The 14,695-nt window shown below is 66.2% G+C and carries 12 protein-coding genes; 5 read left to right on the forward strand and 7 right to left on the reverse strand.

Translation table 11 applies throughout. From position 1 onward, the window contains the following. Positions 1-47: 47 nt before the first annotated feature. Positions 48-1,172 carry an NDMA-dependent alcohol dehydrogenase gene (locus G154_RS21580; RefSeq protein WP_023985065.1) on the forward strand — a complete coding sequence of 375 codons (1,125 nt, stop codon included), beginning with the start codon at positions 48-50 and terminating at the stop codon, positions 1,170-1,172. Positions 1,173-1,232: 60 nt separating this feature from the next. On the opposite strand, the gene G154_RS21585 is transcribed toward G154_RS21580, so the two are convergent. Together G154_RS21585 and G154_RS21590 are read right to left on the reverse strand one after the other, a co-directional pair. Further along, complete coding sequence (locus G154_RS21585; RefSeq protein WP_131701326.1) at positions 1,233-3,980, reverse strand: hypothetical protein; 2,748 nt, start codon at positions 3,978-3,980, stop codon at positions 1,233-1,235. A gap of 352 nt (positions 3,981-4,332) precedes the next feature. Then, complete coding sequence (locus G154_RS21590; RefSeq protein WP_031601242.1) at positions 4,333-6,096, reverse strand: sulfatase-like hydrolase/transferase; 1,764 nt, start codon at positions 6,094-6,096, stop codon at positions 4,333-4,335. An 81-nt stretch (positions 6,097-6,177) separates the two neighbouring features. Between G154_RS21590 and G154_RS21595 the strand changes: the two genes are divergently transcribed. Next, a complete protein-coding gene (locus G154_RS21595; protein ID WP_019514207.1) occupies positions 6,178-6,828 on the forward strand; it encodes a TetR/AcrR family transcriptional regulator in 651 nt (216 codons plus the stop codon). A 91-nt stretch (positions 6,829-6,919) separates the two neighbouring features. Here the strand turns inward: G154_RS21595 and G154_RS21600 are convergent, their stop codons facing one another. From G154_RS21600 to G154_RS21610, 3 genes are read right to left on the reverse strand one after another with little or no spacing between them, the layout of a single operon-like run. Next, positions 6,920-7,696 carry an SDR family NAD(P)-dependent oxidoreductase gene (locus G154_RS21600; RefSeq protein ID WP_019514206.1) on the reverse strand — a complete coding sequence of 259 codons (777 nt, stop codon included), beginning with the start codon at positions 7,694-7,696 and terminating at the stop codon, positions 6,920-6,922. 57 nt (positions 7,697-7,753) lie between these two features. Then, complete coding sequence (locus G154_RS21605; protein WP_019514205.1) at positions 7,754-8,008, reverse strand: hypothetical protein; 255 nt, start codon at positions 8,006-8,008, stop codon at positions 7,754-7,756. A gap of 44 nt (positions 8,009-8,052) precedes the next feature. After that, positions 8,053-8,496 carry a MarR family winged helix-turn-helix transcriptional regulator gene (locus G154_RS21610; RefSeq protein WP_019514204.1) on the reverse strand — a complete coding sequence of 148 codons (444 nt, stop codon included), beginning with the start codon at positions 8,494-8,496 and terminating at the stop codon, positions 8,053-8,055. 68 nt (positions 8,497-8,564) lie between these two features. Here G154_RS21610 and G154_RS21615 point away from each other — a divergent pair, with 68 nt between their 5' ends. Together G154_RS21615 and G154_RS21620 are read left to right on the forward strand one after the other, a co-directional pair. Next, complete coding sequence (locus G154_RS21615; RefSeq protein WP_019514203.1) at positions 8,565-9,326, forward strand: pirin-like bicupin family protein; 762 nt, start codon at positions 8,565-8,567, stop codon at positions 9,324-9,326. Then, positions 9,307-10,638, forward strand: a complete 1,332-nt coding sequence (locus G154_RS21620) for a sorbosone dehydrogenase family protein (RefSeq protein WP_019514202.1) — start codon at positions 9,307-9,309, stop codon at positions 10,636-10,638. The genes G154_RS21615 and G154_RS21620 overlap by 20 nt, the downstream gene beginning before the upstream one ends. Here G154_RS21620 and G154_RS21625 read toward each other — a convergent pair. Then, a complete protein-coding gene (locus G154_RS21625; protein ID WP_019514201.1) occupies positions 10,631-10,909 on the reverse strand; it encodes a GlsB/YeaQ/YmgE family stress response membrane protein in 279 nt (92 codons plus the stop codon). The two genes, G154_RS21620 and G154_RS21625, sit on opposite strands and share 8 nt — an antisense overlap. A gap of 178 nt (positions 10,910-11,087) precedes the next feature. Here G154_RS21625 and G154_RS21630 point away from each other — a divergent pair, with 178 nt between their 5' ends. After that, complete coding sequence (locus G154_RS21630; RefSeq protein ID WP_023985066.1) at positions 11,088-12,170, forward strand: phosphodiester glycosidase family protein; 1,083 nt, start codon at positions 11,088-11,090, stop codon at positions 12,168-12,170. 47 nt (positions 12,171-12,217) lie between these two features. Here G154_RS21630 and G154_RS27325 read toward each other — a convergent pair whose 3' ends face one another. Next, positions 12,218-14,641 (reverse strand): PE-PPE domain-containing protein, encoded by a 2,424-nt coding sequence (locus G154_RS27325; RefSeq protein WP_110807231.1) that lies wholly within the window; start codon positions 14,639-14,641, stop codon positions 12,218-12,220. Between the last annotated feature and the right edge of the window lie 54 nt (positions 14,642-14,695).

Genomic DNA, 14,695 nt, shown 5'->3' on the forward strand with positions numbered 1-14,695 from the left:
GAGCCATGCAAGACATCAATTTGGAACGTGTTCTACTATTGCTGACCATGAAGACCAAAGGTGCCCTGCTCTGGGAGCTCAATTCGCCGTTCACGGTCGACGAGATCGATCTCGGAGATCCGGTCGCCGACGAGGTTCAGATCCGTATGCACGCGGCGGGTATGTGCCACTCCGACTACCACATCACCACCGGGGCGACCCCGATCGGACTGCCGGCGCTCGGCGGGCACGAGGGCGCGGGCGTCGTCACCAAGGTCGGCAAGAATGTCACCGGTATCGCCGAGGGCGACCATGTCATCCTGGCGTTCATCCCGGCCTGCGGTCAGTGTCCGCCGTGCCTGAAGGGTTTCCGCTCACTGTGTGACCGCGGGGCAGTGCTGCTGGGCGGCAAGGCTATCGCCGACGGCACCAGCCGCATCCACGCCGGCGGCCGCGAGGTCTCGCCGATGAACCTGCTGGGCACCTTCGCTCCCTATATGACCGTGCACAAGGACTCGGTCGTCAAGATCGACGACGACATCCCGTTCGAGACGGCGGCCATCATGGGCTGCGCGGTGCCGACCGGCTTCGGATCGGCCACCAATGTCGCCGAGGTGAAGCCCGGCGAGACCGTCATCATCGTCGGCGTCGGCGGCATCGGCATGAGCGCGCTGCAGGGCGCGGTGATCTCCGGCGCCAAGCAGGTCATCGCGATCGATCCCAACGAGTGGAAACGCGACCAGGCGATCAAATTCGGTGCCACCCACGTCTATCCGTCGATGGCCGAGGCCATCGGACCGGTGATCGACGCGACCTACGGTCTGATGGCCGACAAGGTGATCATCGCCGTCGGCGAGATGAAGGGCGAGTACATCGAAGAGGCGATGATCCTCACCGCGAAGACCGGCACCTGTGTGGTGACCGGGATGGGTTCGATGATGGACGCCGACGTCAAGCTCAACCTGTTCCTGTTCACCATGTTGCAGAAGACGTTGAAGGGCAACATCTTCGGCGGCGGAAGCTCACATGTGGAGACCCCGCGCCTGGCCGCACTGTACAAGTCGGGCCTGCTCAACATCGACGATATGATCACCCGCACCTACAAGCTGGAAGATATCAACACCGGCTATCAGGACATGTTGGACGGCAACAACATTCGCGGCGTCATCCGCTTCGACGAGTCCGACTGGTAAACACAACACACACAAGCCGCCCACTCCCGGTTCGGGAGTGGGCGGTTCTCGTCGTGTCACTCAGGCCGCGTTCTGTCCGCCGCCACCGGAATCGTCGGCCGATCCGCCGGTTGCCGAATCGTCATCGCCCGTAGCGCCGTCATTGTCCTTCGGACGCACGCTCAGCTCGTCCCTGGCCTGCGCCGCGGACTCCGCTTCGGCCTCTGCCTTGGCCTCCTTGGCAGCCTCGCGCTCCGCGGCACGCCGCTGCGCCGTGGTCAACGGGATGATGACATCGTCATCGACGGTCTCCGCGATCTGCTCCGCGGGCTGCTCGGGCGCCGGCGCGGCCGGCTGCTCCTCGACAACCTGCGCTTCGGCGCCGCGACTGCGCTGGAGTGCGGCACCCTGCTGCTCGCCTTCCGCCCCGACGACGGTGTCATTGGCGGACTCATCGCCGGTGGACTCGTCACCGGCGAGGCTGCTGCCGGCGTCGGATCCCGGCATATCGAGCAGCCCGCCGAGCACCTTGTCGACGTTGCCGCTGAGCAGATCGCCGATGCCCGACAGCGCATTGGGCGCGGTGTTGTTATCGGTCGTCACCGCGGTCTGGAAGCCGCCGGCGAACTGGCGCAGCACATTGGGCAACACCTGGTTCCAGTCGACGTTGGGCATGGTGCCGAACCGCACCGGGGTGGCCGCGGCATCCAACGTGCGCTCGTAGGCACCGGTCTCCTCGTTGAAGAACGCATCGGAATAGCCGAGATTGACCAGACTCGTCAATGCCGGGGACAGTGCGTTCGCCAGCCCGTTGACGATGTTGGCCACCGGCGCCAGCCCGACCAGCCGCAGCACATCGCCGACCAGATACAGCGGCTCCAGCATCGGCAACGTGTTGGACCGCACCGTCAGATAGATATTGGTGTTCGGGGATTTCTGATCCGCCAGATCGCCGACCAGCGCCTCCAGCGCATCGGTCAACTGCCCGACGGCCGCACCCGCGTCGATCCCCCGCAGCATGTACGTCGGCAACGCACCCGCTGCCAGATTGTTCAGCAATGTCAGCGGATTCGCCCATGCCGCGAAGTCGGACATCAGCTGGTACTGCACGGTGGCATCGACCTTGACCGGCACCAGGTTCGCGCCGCCAAGGGACAGACCGGTGTCACCGATCGGCGTACCGCCACTGCTGCCGATCGCGACATCCGGGGTGATCCCGTCGATTCCGAGCAGCTGGAACAGGTCGGCGAATCGGGCCATGATGCCGCCGTTGGCGCGGCCGGCATTGTTGAGCAGGATCGCCGGCAGGATGGTGAGGCTACCGAGCAACGGATTGGTGCCGACGTAATCGATCCCACCGGGCTGGGCCGACAGCTGCGCCAGCACGTCTCGGTAGGCTGCGCCCGCGGAGAAGGCGCCCATGCCGGTGCCGATGATGATCGGGATGCGGACCGACGCGATGTCCTGATCCGGAATGGCGCCGATGGCACCGTCGACGGCCTGGTTGAGGGCGTCGCCGATGCTGCCCGTGCCGCTTTCGACCAGACCGCCCACCAGATCGGACACGTTGCCCTGCAATTGGCCGCTCAGGTTGTCGGCGAGATTGCCGATCAACGGCTGCAACGCGCCGAAGAGCAGATTGCCGACCGGGACATTGACCCCCGACACCCGGAAGTTCAGGCCGCTCAGCGCGCTCCGGATGCTGTCGGTCAGGTCGGCTTCCACCGTCTCGGTCGCATTGCTGACGATCTGCGCGACGATACCGTTGAGGGCCGGCGTCAGGACGGTCCCCAGGTCGGCGGCCAGCGACCCGTCGGCCAATGCATCGGCCAGCGCCGCAGCGAGATTGGTCTTCAGCGTCGAGGTGCCCAGATCGAGATAGCCCGTGCTGTTGACCGAATCGACGATCGCGGACTGGGTGCCGGGAACCCAGCCCAGGTCGACGCCGGCGAGCAGTCGCGCCATGGTGAACAGCGGACCGGCGGTGGTCATGGTCAACGCGCCGCTGTCGGCGAGGCTGCTCAGGTTCAGGCCCACCAGGTCCAGCAGATTGCCGAGCTGGAAGTTGCCCTGGGCATCGGCCAGGTCGGCGGCGTTGAACAACGTGGTCAAGAGGTCCGGCAGCAGCGGGGTCAGCTCGGCGGTCAGTTCGTCGGCCGTCGGCAGGATGGTGGTCAGGTTGTTCATGATGCTGCCGGCGACGGATCCCGCCACACCGTTGGCGATGTTGGTGACCCCGTCCGAGCCCACGACGTCGACCAGACGGATGGTGACGGCGGGCAACCAGCTCACCGGCCGCACCGACACACTGACCGCGCGCAGCTGGGCGTCGACCGCCGCGGCGATCGCAGTCCTCAGTTGGGCCTGCAAGGCCGCGGCATTCTCGCCGGTGGTCGCCGAGCTGAGGAAGTCGGTCAACGCCGAGCTGATGGCCGCGGTGACGGCGGCGTTCAGACCCGAACCGGGATCGTTGAGCCCGAGGGTTGTCAGCAGGGTGTTCACGTTGACGGTGCCACCGTTGGCGTTGATCAGATCGGTGAGCAGGCTGTCGGGCACCTGCGCCAGCAGCGTGTCGAGCGTGACGCGGGGTTGCGCGCCGAAGGTGTTCACCAGCGCCGGGAGCAGGGTGTTCACCACGTGCTGCAGTTGCTCGTACGGCGAGCTTGCCGCAGCGAGACCGACATTGCGCTGCTCGACCAGCTGTTGTTCCTGCGCCGGCAGCGCGGGCGGTGTCGGTACCACCGCCGCGGTCGCCGTCGCAGTCGCAACCGTCGCCGTCGTGACCAGCACGGTCGTCGCCGTGGCCATACCCAGCAACGATTTCCTCACTTTGTGGCTACCTTTTGACCGCCGTGACGTCTTCACTGACAGCACCCCCGATTGTTTGATGAATTGGTCGTTCCGGGGTGACTGTACACATGAGTGCCGGCGCCTTTCTGCCTATTGATCTGCCCTGTTAGGAATTTTTCGACGTTCACTTGTTCGCGTATCGCTAGGTCCGAAAGTTTGCTGATAGATCTCTCAAGTTACTGATTAAGCAAATTTAACTGTTACTGCCAATTAGGCCATCTATCGTCTGCGCCCTTCGCATCCGCAGAGAGGCCCGATGACAATGGCCGTCGGCGCGAAGGCGCGCGATGCCATCCGCCCCGGGGAAGCCGACTGGCGGTAAGCCGGGCGATCAAAGGTCGAGGCGGTCGATCGTCCAGTCGATATGGTCGAAATGCGGCATCTCGCGACCGTCGTCGACGCCGATCTCCTGTTTGATCAGCGCCTCGAGTTTGGCGCTCGACGCCATCACCACCTCGGCGTTCTCGCCCTTGGTGGCCGCCAGGTTCGTCATCTCACGAGGATCCTCCTGAAGATCGAACAGTTCGACGTCGTTGAACTTGTACAACTCGTCGAGGTTCTGCGGCCGGTTGCGCTGGGTGGGCGCGAAGTAGCGGGTGAACTTGTACCGCCCGTCGAACATTGTCCGTAGGCTGCCCCGCTTGCTCAGGTCCGGCCGGTAGCCCGCCGCGGCCATCGCCTGCTTGGGATTCTTTCCGACAGCCTTGGCGTCGGCGACGATCCGGATGGCCTCGCTGTCGTTGGTGGCCAGCCCGCTATAGGTGAACAGCACAGCCTCGCGCACCGTGTGTTCGTCGGCGGCCTGCGGATTGCCCAGTGCCGCACTGAAATCCCGGCCAGGCAGGTCCCGGCCCGCCACCTCACCGAGGTTACCCGCCGCAACCCCGGCGAAGGAAAGCAGACTCGGCGCCAGGTCGATATGACCGGTCAGCGATGAAACATCTTGCCCCCCAGCTACATCCGGGTGCACGATATGCAAAGGCAGGTGGATGGCCTCCTGGTAGGCGAACGGCCCTTTGCCGCGCAGGCCGTGGGCACCGCCCATCTCACCGTGGTCACTGGTGAACACGACGATGGTGTTGTCGGTCAGCTTCAGGTTGTCCAACTCACCGAGCAGCATCTGCAGCTGCTGATCCACACTCCGGATGCTGTTGAGGTAGAAGTCGGAGAACCGGCGCCAGCGCTCCTCCTCTGGCGGGATGGTGCCCAGTGCGTAGCCCCACGCCTTGAGATACTCACCATGTGCAGCGGGCCGCCCCGGCTCATTCATCGGTTGGGTCAGGCTGGTGGGCAGCGCGGTATACCAGCCCTTGGCATAGAGCTCGTTCTCCGGCGCCCGGGCGGCCTCCATCAACAACCGGCCGTTGTCCTGGACGTTCTGCCCAGGAGCATCGGTGTTGAAGTACATGATGTCGTGCGGGTTGACCAGGCTGACGAACAACGCCCACGGCGTGTTCTCGTCGGCAAGCGTGCGGCCCTGATCGCGCAGCCACGACACCGCGCTACCGCCGATCATGTTGTCGTAGTGGTACCCGCCCAGGGTGTGGGTCAGCACGTCGCCCGGCCAGACGTAGTCGGAGAACCCATAGGCCTCCATCTCCTCGGTGAACAGACGGTCGGGCTGCTCGGTCTCGAAGGCACTGTTGAGATGCCACTTGCCCTTGTAGGCGGTGTAGTAACCGGCCTTGCGCAGCATGTCGCCCATGGTCGGGATGTCGGTGCTCATCGAGTCGACGTAGGGCATGTCGACGTTTTCGAACATCCTGTTGTCCGGTGTCTGCAGCCCGGTCAGGATGACCGCACGGGAGCTCGTGCACATGACGGCCGGGCAATAGTGCTGCGTGAACGTGACACCGTCCGCGCGCAGGCGTTCCCGGCCCGGAAGTGACATCCCGGACGGCCACTCGTCGAAGTAGCGCTCCTGATCGGTGAACACGAAGACGATGTTGTGTCTGGCCGCGGACGGCAGACCGGTCTTCGGGGTCGCCGGCGTGACAGCCGGTTTCGCGGCACACCCGGCGGCGGCCGCGGCGACGGACACACCCGCCATGGCGAGAAATGTCCTGCGATTGGGCCCCTGATATGCAGTGGTCACGGCTGCCCGCCCTTCATTTAATGTAGTGATATATACATTAACGGCGGCAGGAGGATTTGCCTACGTGAGATCGTTGATCACGTGACCGACCACGAGGCGACCGACCGCGAGCAGGCACCGGCATCCCGGCAGCGGGCGCGTCGCACCCGCGCGAACGGCGACCGTTCCCGGGAGCGCATCCTGGGCGCCGCCACCGCGGTCGCCACCGAACGCGGTTATGACGGGACCACGATCTCGGCGGTCAGCAAGGCCAGCGGACTACCGCCGACATCGATCTATTGGCATTTCACCGACAAGGACGATCTGATCGCCGCGGTGATCGACCGCAGCTACCAGCGGTGGGCCGGTGCGCTGCGCCTGCCCACCGGTGGCGATGCCGACAGTTGGGCCGGCCACATCGGGCTCCAGGTCGCCAAGGCGCTCCAAGAGGAGCCGGACTTCCTGCGCCTCGGACTCAAGCTCGCTCTCGACCGCCGTCCGGCCGAGCGGCACGCCAAGACGAAGTTCCTGCAGAGTCGCGCCGACGCATTCGACCAGTTCGCCAACATCATCCGCGCGGTCGCACCGGGGCTCGCCGACGACAAGGTCGAGGCACTGACCACCTATCTGATCGCCGGCGCCGACGGCCTGTTCATCGCCAACGAGATCGACGGAAACGCTCAGCGCTTCGTCGAGTTGTTCGAACTGCATGCGCGGCTGGTGTTCCAGCACGCGATCGGCTTGCTCGACTGAGCGACGCCACACCGCCCCGTCTCGGAATACAAGAAGCCCCCGCACCGTATGGTGCGAGGGCTTCCGTTCGGTACCGGGACTACTACCGGGACTACTTCGGTGGCATCCGGATGCCGCCGTCGACGCGGACGACCTCGGCGTTCATGTAGGAGTTGGTGATCAACTCGATGACCATGGAGGCCAGTTCCTCGGGCTTGCCGAGACGATGCGGGAAGAGCACCGACTGCCCCAGCTTGGCCTTGAACGCCTCCGACGCCTCGCCCTCACCGTAGATCGGCGTGTCGATCAGGCCAGGTGCGACCGTGTTGACGCGGATGCCCGCGGCGGACAGATCCCGGGCGACCGGCAGGGTCAGGCCGACAACGCCGCCCTTGGACGACGAGTAGGCCGCCTGGCCGATCTGGCCGTCGAAGGCCGCCACGCTGGTCAGGTTCACGATGGCGCCGCGCTCACCGGTCTCGGTGAACTCGTTGCGGCTCATCGCGGTCGCGGCCAACCGGATGCAGTCGAAGGTGCCGACCAGGTTGATCTCCAGCACCTTCTTGTAGGCGTCCAGGTTGTGCGCCGAGTCGAACTCGCCGTCCTTGCCGATGGTCCGCTGCGCCCAGCCGATACCGGCCGAGTTGACCAGGGCACGCAGCGGGCCCAGGTCGATGGCGGTGTTGACCGCGTCCAGGATCTGGTCGGTCTTGGTCACGTCGACGGTGACGAACACACCGCCGATCTCCTTGGCGAGGGCCTCACCGCGTTCGGCGTTGAGATCCGCGACGACGACCCGGGCACCCCGGTCCGCCAGCTGACGTGCGGAGGCGGCGCCGATACCCGACGCGCCACCGGTGACGATTGCGCTAGCTCCATTGATATCCACGTCGACAGACTAAGGCCTCCCGACCGGTGGGTTGAGGCCGACCGAGAATCTCCAACCTCAGAAGGTCCGCACCACCCGGATCATGGCCCAGATGAACAACGCGACGAAGGCGAGCATCGCCACACAGGCCATCTCGTAGAACGGGCTGTGCAATTCGCCGAGGAGGTAGACGAAGAAGGGTAGGCACAGCCACCCGAGCAGGAAGATCGCCACCGGTCCGCGCTTGCTCGGGCGCGGCGGGATCTCCTCGACATCGTCGAAGATGTCGTCGAAGTCCGGCGCGCCGGGGTAGTCCTCGTCGGCCGGGCTCATGGACCGATGGTAGCCAGGACCACCGCCGGATCGCCCGCTGTCGTTCAGCGCAGCCGCCTCAGGACCGTGGACAGCCACTGTTGCACCGCGCGGGCCTGCGACTCGGTCATCCCGTCGAACACCACCGCACGCACCAGGGTGGCATGCGCCGGTGCGGCGGCCTGCAGCGCCGCCCTACCGTCGGCTGTCAGATCGACCACGGCGGCGCGTCGGTCATCGTCGGCGCCGCGCCGCTCGACCAGTCCGCGAGCCCGCATCCTGGCGAGTTGATGGGACACCCGACTCTGCTCCCAGCCCAGCCGGGCGCCCAGATCGGCGATCCGGCAGCCCGGCGCCTCGTCGAGGGCCACCAGCACGTCGTAGTCGGCCAACGACAGGCCGCAGTCCCGCTGCAGTTGCCGGTTCATCGCGGTCTGCAGCAGGCCGGTCATCTCCAGGTAGCTGCGCCACATCGTCTGCTCCCGCGCGTTCAACCACATGGAATACATGACACATCATCTAAGTTGTGCTGTCCATAGCCGCCACCTAGGCTGGCATGTGAAATCGAGGAGCATCGATGACCCGCACCGCATCCGTGGAGATCCGGCCCGCCGCCGACCGCGCCGCGACGAAGATCTCGTGGCTGGACTCCAAACACTCGTTCTCGTTCGGTGACCATTACGACCCGGCCAACACCCATTTCGGATTGCTGTTGGTGAACAACGACGACCGTGTCGCCCCCGCGCAGGGATTCGACACCCACCCGCACCGGGACATGGAGATCGTCACCTGGGTCATGCAGGGTTCGTTGGTCCACCAGGACTCGACCGGTAACTCCGGTGTCATCTATCCAGGCCTGGCACAACGCATGTCGGCCGGACGCGGCATCCTGCACTCGGAGAAGAACGACTCGTGGCGGCTGACCGGTAGCGAAACCCACAGCGAGCCGGTGCACTTCGTGCAGATGTGGGTGATTCCCGACGAGTCCGGCCGTGATCCGGGTTACCAACAGCTGGAGATCGACGACGAACTCCTGCGCGGTGGGCTGGTCACCATCGCCTCCGGGATGCCCGAGCACCGCGACCGGTCCGCCATCACGATCGGCAACAAGTACGCCGCACTACACGGCGCCCGACTGCAGGCCGGTGAAACGGTGCAGCTGCCGCAGGCGCCCTACCTGCATCTGTTCGTGCCGCGCGGTGCCGTCACCCTCGAGGGCGCCGGCGAACTGGGCCACGGCGATGCCGCCCGGCTCACCGCGACCGGTGGCCAGCGGGTCACCGCCTCCGAACCGTCGGAGATACTGCTCTGGGAGATGCATGCCGGTCTGGCAGGTTAGCCATCGGATCACCTGCGCCCTGATGGGGGTCGCGCTGGTCGCCGGGTGCTCGACCGATAACGGACCCACCACCGCGCAGTCGGGCACCGCCGCTGCGACCGCCTCGGGCGCACCGCCGTCGGCACCGCGCTCCGCGGAACTGGCCGAGGTGGCGGTCGGGGTGCCCGACGGGATGCGTGCCGCACCGTTCGACGAGCCCCGCCGGGCGATGGTCCCGGCGGGGTGGACACTGTCGGTCTGGGCACGCACGGACAAGCCCCGATTGATGACCTGGGCACCCGATGACGCACTGCTTGTCTCCATTCCCAGTACCGGACAGGTGCTTTCGATGAGGGACGGCAAGTCGACCGTGTTGCTCGACGGGCTCACCCAACCGCACGGGATCACCTTCGCCGCGGACCGGTTGTACATCGCGGAGAGCAACCGGGTCAGCTCATACGCCTACCGCGAGGGCGCAGCCGCCGAGCCGCGCGGCGAGGGCGCAGCCGCCGAGCCGCGCGCGGTCGTCGAGGACCTGCCTGATGCGCGCAGCCCGGACCTGCGGGGTGCCTACTCCCATGCCCTCAAGAGCGTCGCGGTGGGACCGGACGGTGCGGTGTACTTCTCGATCGGGTCCACCGGCAACATCTCCGAGCAGGACCGCACCGCGACACCCCCGCGAGCGACGATCATGCGCGTTGGATCCGAGGGCGGTGTGGCCCAGCCCTTTTCGACGGGTGTCCGCAATGGGACCGGGCTGGCCATCGCACCCGACGGCGCCGTGTGGACCGCGGTGAACAATCGCGACAACATCGCCGATCCATCGACCGGGCAGGTCGATCCCGCCTACGTCGATGACAACCCGCCGGAGTCCGTCGCGAAGCTGACCCCCGGGCGCGAACTGGGTTGGCCCTACTGCAATCCCGATGGTGGTCCGGCGAACCTGCCGCTGATCCGCGATGTGCAGACCAACCCCGACGGCGCCCGGCTGGATTGCGCCGTGCTGCCGCCCATCGAGCAGAGCCTCGCGGCGCACTCGGCGCCGCTGGGGCTGAGCTTCACCACCGGCCAACTGCCCCGACCCTATGACAGTGGCGCACTGATCGGTGTGCACGGTTCGTGGAACCGGCAGAATCCGCAGCCCCCCGAGGTGTCCTACTTCGCCTGGCGTGACGGGGAACTCGGCGATCAGCAGACCTTGGTCGGCGGGTTCCAGGAACCCGACGGGTCGCGGTGGGGCAGACCGGTCGCCGCAGTTACCGGCCCCGATGGCTCGGTGTATATCACCGATGACTACGCCGACGCGATCTACCGCCTGACCCCGCCTACCTGACGGTCGTGCCGCGCCGCCCGGTGGCGCCGACGTAGATGGCGACCAACACGATCGCCACCGCGATGCCGACCAGGAACGGGATGATGGCAAAGCCGCCATTGGAGTTGGCGTAGCCGATTTGGTAGGTCGCCCAGCTGCCGATGAGCGAACCTGCGGCGCCGAGCAGGATGGTCATCAGGATTCCGATGTTCTGCTTTCCCGGCATGATCAGGCGCGCCAACGCTCCGACGATCAGTCCGACGATGAGGGCGCCGAGGATTGTTCCGATCATTGCTGCTCCTAGCTCGCGTGGCACAGCCTGTTGACTGATGCGCCCAGGAGTACCCAAAGCCACTGACACTCAAGCGGATAACCCGATGCGCAACCGTGATGCGGTTGTGACGAAAGTTGACAGCGTTGCTGCTGTGATTGAAAGTGATCGTCTGCGTCCCGCTTCAGAAGGAATGACCGTGCCCACCGTTGCCGCCCGCCTCCGGCGTTTCCTCGCTGGTACCGCCGCACTCGCGGTCGGTGCGGCGGTGGCAACGTGCACCGGGGCGCCGACCGCGTCGGCGGCCGATGGCCGCAGTTTGCTGGCCGCCGCAATCGCCAACACCAAGGGCTCCTATCTGGTGTACAACTTCGGCGGCGGGTATCCCGCACCGATGCTCGACGCCGGCGGTCGTTGGTATGAAGCGGGCAATGGCGGGCGCGTGATGGTCATCAAGGGCGCCTCGCAGCGGTTGGCGCCTCGGCTCCTGGTGGACACCCACAACGGCTATCAGGCGCGCTGCGAACGCACTCCGGGCGCCCGTACCGGTGAGGGCCTGGTCCAGGCCTCCGAGATCTATACCCCGATTGCCGCGTGGCAGGCGCTCGGCCAGCCCACGATCGCGGTGAACGCCAACTTCTTCGATATCCGCGGGCAGCAAGGCGGGTCATGGAAGACGACCGGATGCAGTTCGCCGCTGGGCGCCTATGTCGACAACACCCGCGGACTCGGCAAGCTCAACGTACCGCTGACCGGCACCCTGGCCTACGCAGGCAAACAGGGCCTGTCCGGGGGTAACGAGATCTGGACGCCCCTTGCCACCATGATCCTGCCGACCTCGGGCACCCCGTTCATGGTGATGCCTCGTTCGGCCGACGATTTCGATGCGGCCACCCCGGTCATCACCGATCTGATCAGCAAGGGCACCCGCTTCGTCGCCGTCGCGGGCCTCGGGCTGCTGGCACCCGGCGACACCGGTCAGATGAACGATCCCGGGCCGTCGGCAGCCCGCACCGCGTTGGGCTACGTCCGCGACCGCGACGAGTTCTACGTTTTCCAGGGCGGGAGCTACACCCCCGATCAGATCCAGGATCTGTTCCGCGGCCTGGGATCTGATACCGCCATTCTGCTGGACGGCGGCGGCTCGTCGGCGATCGTGCTGCGCCGCGACACCGGTGGCATGTGGGCCGGCGCCGGTGTGCCCAAGGGATCGTGTGACACCCAACAGGTGCTCTGCGACTCCAAGGAGCGCGCCCTGCCGAGCTGGTTGGCCTTCAACTGAGGGCGCATCCGCGCGGCCGAGCGATCCCGGGCCAGGTGTACTGACAGCTAGGCCGCCGCGGCGCTGTCCGACGAACCCGTACCCGCGCGGTCGGAATCACGGTCGGCGTTGCCGCCCTTCGCATCCGCATCGGGCGCAGTGGCCGTGCCATCGGTGGCCGTGCGATCGGTGGTCACGCCGGACGAGGCGCTCCGGCGGCCACCGAACGGGCTGACCGATCCCTCGTCGGAATCCGCCTCGACGGCCGACTTCCGCTCGTCCTGCGCACCGATCTCCCGATCGTCGGTATCGTCTTCGGTGTCTTGGGTGGCCTCGTCGTCGGTCACCTCGTCCTCGGTCACCTCCTCGTCGGTGACGTCCTCGATCACCTCGTCTTCGGCGACTTCCTCTTCACTCACCTCTTCGGTCACCTCATCGGTGCCATCGGTGACCTCGTCATCAGTCAACACCTCGGTGTCGACCGATTCGCCCTCTGTTGCAGCATGTTTGGGCTCGGTACCCGAATCCTCGGGAATCGGCGCGCCGGGATCGGCGGCATGCTTGCCGGCGGACTCCGCCGCGCCGGTATCCACCGACAACGTCACCAACGACGGATCGGTGTCGGGAAGGGCGCCAGGCCCGGCGTCCGTCTCACGCTGCGCATCGGCCGACTGGCCGGCCGGTTGCGCGGAGGCGAGCAGGGCGTCGATGCCGGCCTGCAGTCCGCCGAGATTGAGCCCGCCGGTGAGGGTTTGGATCAGCTTGCCCAGGTTCTCCAGGACGTTGGGCGGTGCTGCGGTGGGGTTGGCGCTGAAGAACTCCTTCTGGAAACCGTTGACCAACGACGTGAACACGTCGTTCATGGCTTGGCCCCAGTCCACCGTCGGGAAGGACATGAACGGTGTCGCACTGCCCGCTTCGTCCAGGGTCCTGGTCCAGGTGCCGTCGGCATTGCGTACGACATCGGTGTATCCCAGGTTGACCAGACTGGTCAACGCCGGTGACAGCGCATTGGCCAGGCGGTAGGCGACCGTGCCAAGGGTGCCGAAACTGACGGTGTTGAGCACATCGCCGATCAGATACAGCGGCTCCAGCAGCGGCAACGTCCTGGTCGCCAGGGTCAGATAGATGTTGATGTCCAGCGGGCTGCCCAGATCGAGCGCGCCGGCGACGGTATCGCCGACCTCACCGAGGATCTGGTCCAGCGCGCTGTCGAGATCGACCCCGCGCAGGATGTAGGACGCACCGATGGTGCCGGCCAGCAGATTGTTGAACAGCGACACCGGATTCGGCCAGGCCGCGAAGTCGGAGAAGGGCTGGTACTGCACGGTGGCATCGATCTTGATCGGCACCAGGTTGGCCGCACCGAGCTCGATCCCGGTTCCCAGGACCGGAATTCCTACGCCCTCGTTGGTCGCGGCCACATCGGGTGTGCGGACGTCGATGCCCAGCAGATCGAACAACGGGTAGAACCTGGCGAGCATGCCGCCGTTTGCGCGACCGACATTGTTGGCCAGGATCATCGGCAACAGCGTGAGGCTGCCCAGCGGCCCGCCACCGCCACCCACCCGGGGTTGGTTGGCCAGGTCGGCCAGCACCTGCTGGTAGGCCGAACCCGCGGCCATCGCCCCGAAGCCGTAGCCGATGACGATCGGGATCCGCACGTCCATCAGACTCAGGTCCGGCAGGTCGATGCCGATGAGGATGCCCGTCACTCCCTCTAGCAACGGTCCCAGCAGCGGTATCTGCCCGACGGCGGCACCGGCAAGGCCCAGGACGGAGTCCAGCAGGGTCTCCACCCCGACCTGCAGGTAGGAGGTCGAATTGATGGCATCGGCAACGGCATTCGCCGTTCCGGGGGTCCACCCGAGATCGAGCCCGGCCAACGCCTTGAGCAGGGTGAACGGCTCACCCGGGGTGATGATGTTGACCCCGGGGATGTTCAGAGCGGCCAGGTTCAACGGCGCCGACAGGTCCAGTCCGACCAGCCCCAGTAGCGCGGAGAGCGTGATGTTGCCCTGCGCATCGGTGATGTTCAGCAGGTCCAGGATGCCGATCAACAGCGGGGTGGCCGCACCGAGGATCGGTGCCAGCACCGGTTCGAGCCCGATCGGCACCGCACCGAGGATGTCGTCGAGGAACGCGAGCGGGATCTTGCTCAGTAGATCCTCGATGTTCAGCCCGAACCCGCCGCCGATGTTGATACCGGCGATGGCCCGTTCGTAGGCCTCGATGAACGCCTGCAGCGAGTCATAGCCGGCCCGGCCCGCGCCGCCGGTGACATCCGGCAGGCTGCCCGGCGGGCCGAACGGACTCACTCCGGCGGTCAGATCGACCGGTTGCTCCACCACCCGCAGGTAGTGCTCCTCGGGGCGGGGCAGCGGGGCCGGCGCGGCCGCCCCCACCGTCATCGCCGTTGCCGTCGCCGTTGCCGCCGTGACCATTGCCACCCGCTTGGCGCGCTGTGCGGTCCTGCGGTGCTTGCCAGCCATCTATCCCATGCCTCCCCGACGAGTTCTGGGCAGGAACTTAGCATCGCCTCACGT

Origin of the sequence: Mycobacterium sp. VKM Ac-1816D (assembly GCF_000416385.1) — a bacterium.
GTDB lineage: Bacteria > Actinomycetota > Actinomycetes > Mycobacteriales > Mycobacteriaceae > Mycobacterium > Mycobacterium neoaurum_A.

What these genes read in the sequence shown, in the direction of transcription:
- G154_RS21620 (WP_019514202.1), top strand. Translation starts at nt 9,307, where the DNA reads ATGCCGGTCTGGCAGGTTAGCCATCGGATCACCTGCGCCCTGATGGGG.
- G154_RS27325 (WP_110807231.1), bottom strand. Translation starts at nt 14,641, where the DNA reads ATGGCTGGCAAGCACCGCAGGACCGCACAGCGCGCCAAGCGGGTGGCA.
- G154_RS21580 (WP_023985065.1), top strand. Translation starts at nt 48, where the DNA reads ATGAAGACCAAAGGTGCCCTGCTCTGGGAGCTCAATTCGCCGTTCACG.
- G154_RS21605 (WP_019514205.1), bottom strand. Translation starts at nt 8,008, where the DNA reads ATGAGCCCGGCCGACGAGGACTACCCCGGCGCGCCGGACTTCGACGAC.
- G154_RS21610 (WP_019514204.1), bottom strand. Translation starts at nt 8,496, where the DNA reads ATGTATTCCATGTGGTTGAACGCGCGGGAGCAGACGATGTGGCGCAGC.
- G154_RS21625 (WP_019514201.1), bottom strand. Translation starts at nt 10,909, where the DNA reads ATGATCGGAACAATCCTCGGCGCCCTCATCGTCGGACTGATCGTCGGA.
- G154_RS21615 (WP_019514203.1), top strand. Translation starts at nt 8,565, where the DNA reads ATGACCCGCACCGCATCCGTGGAGATCCGGCCCGCCGCCGACCGCGCC.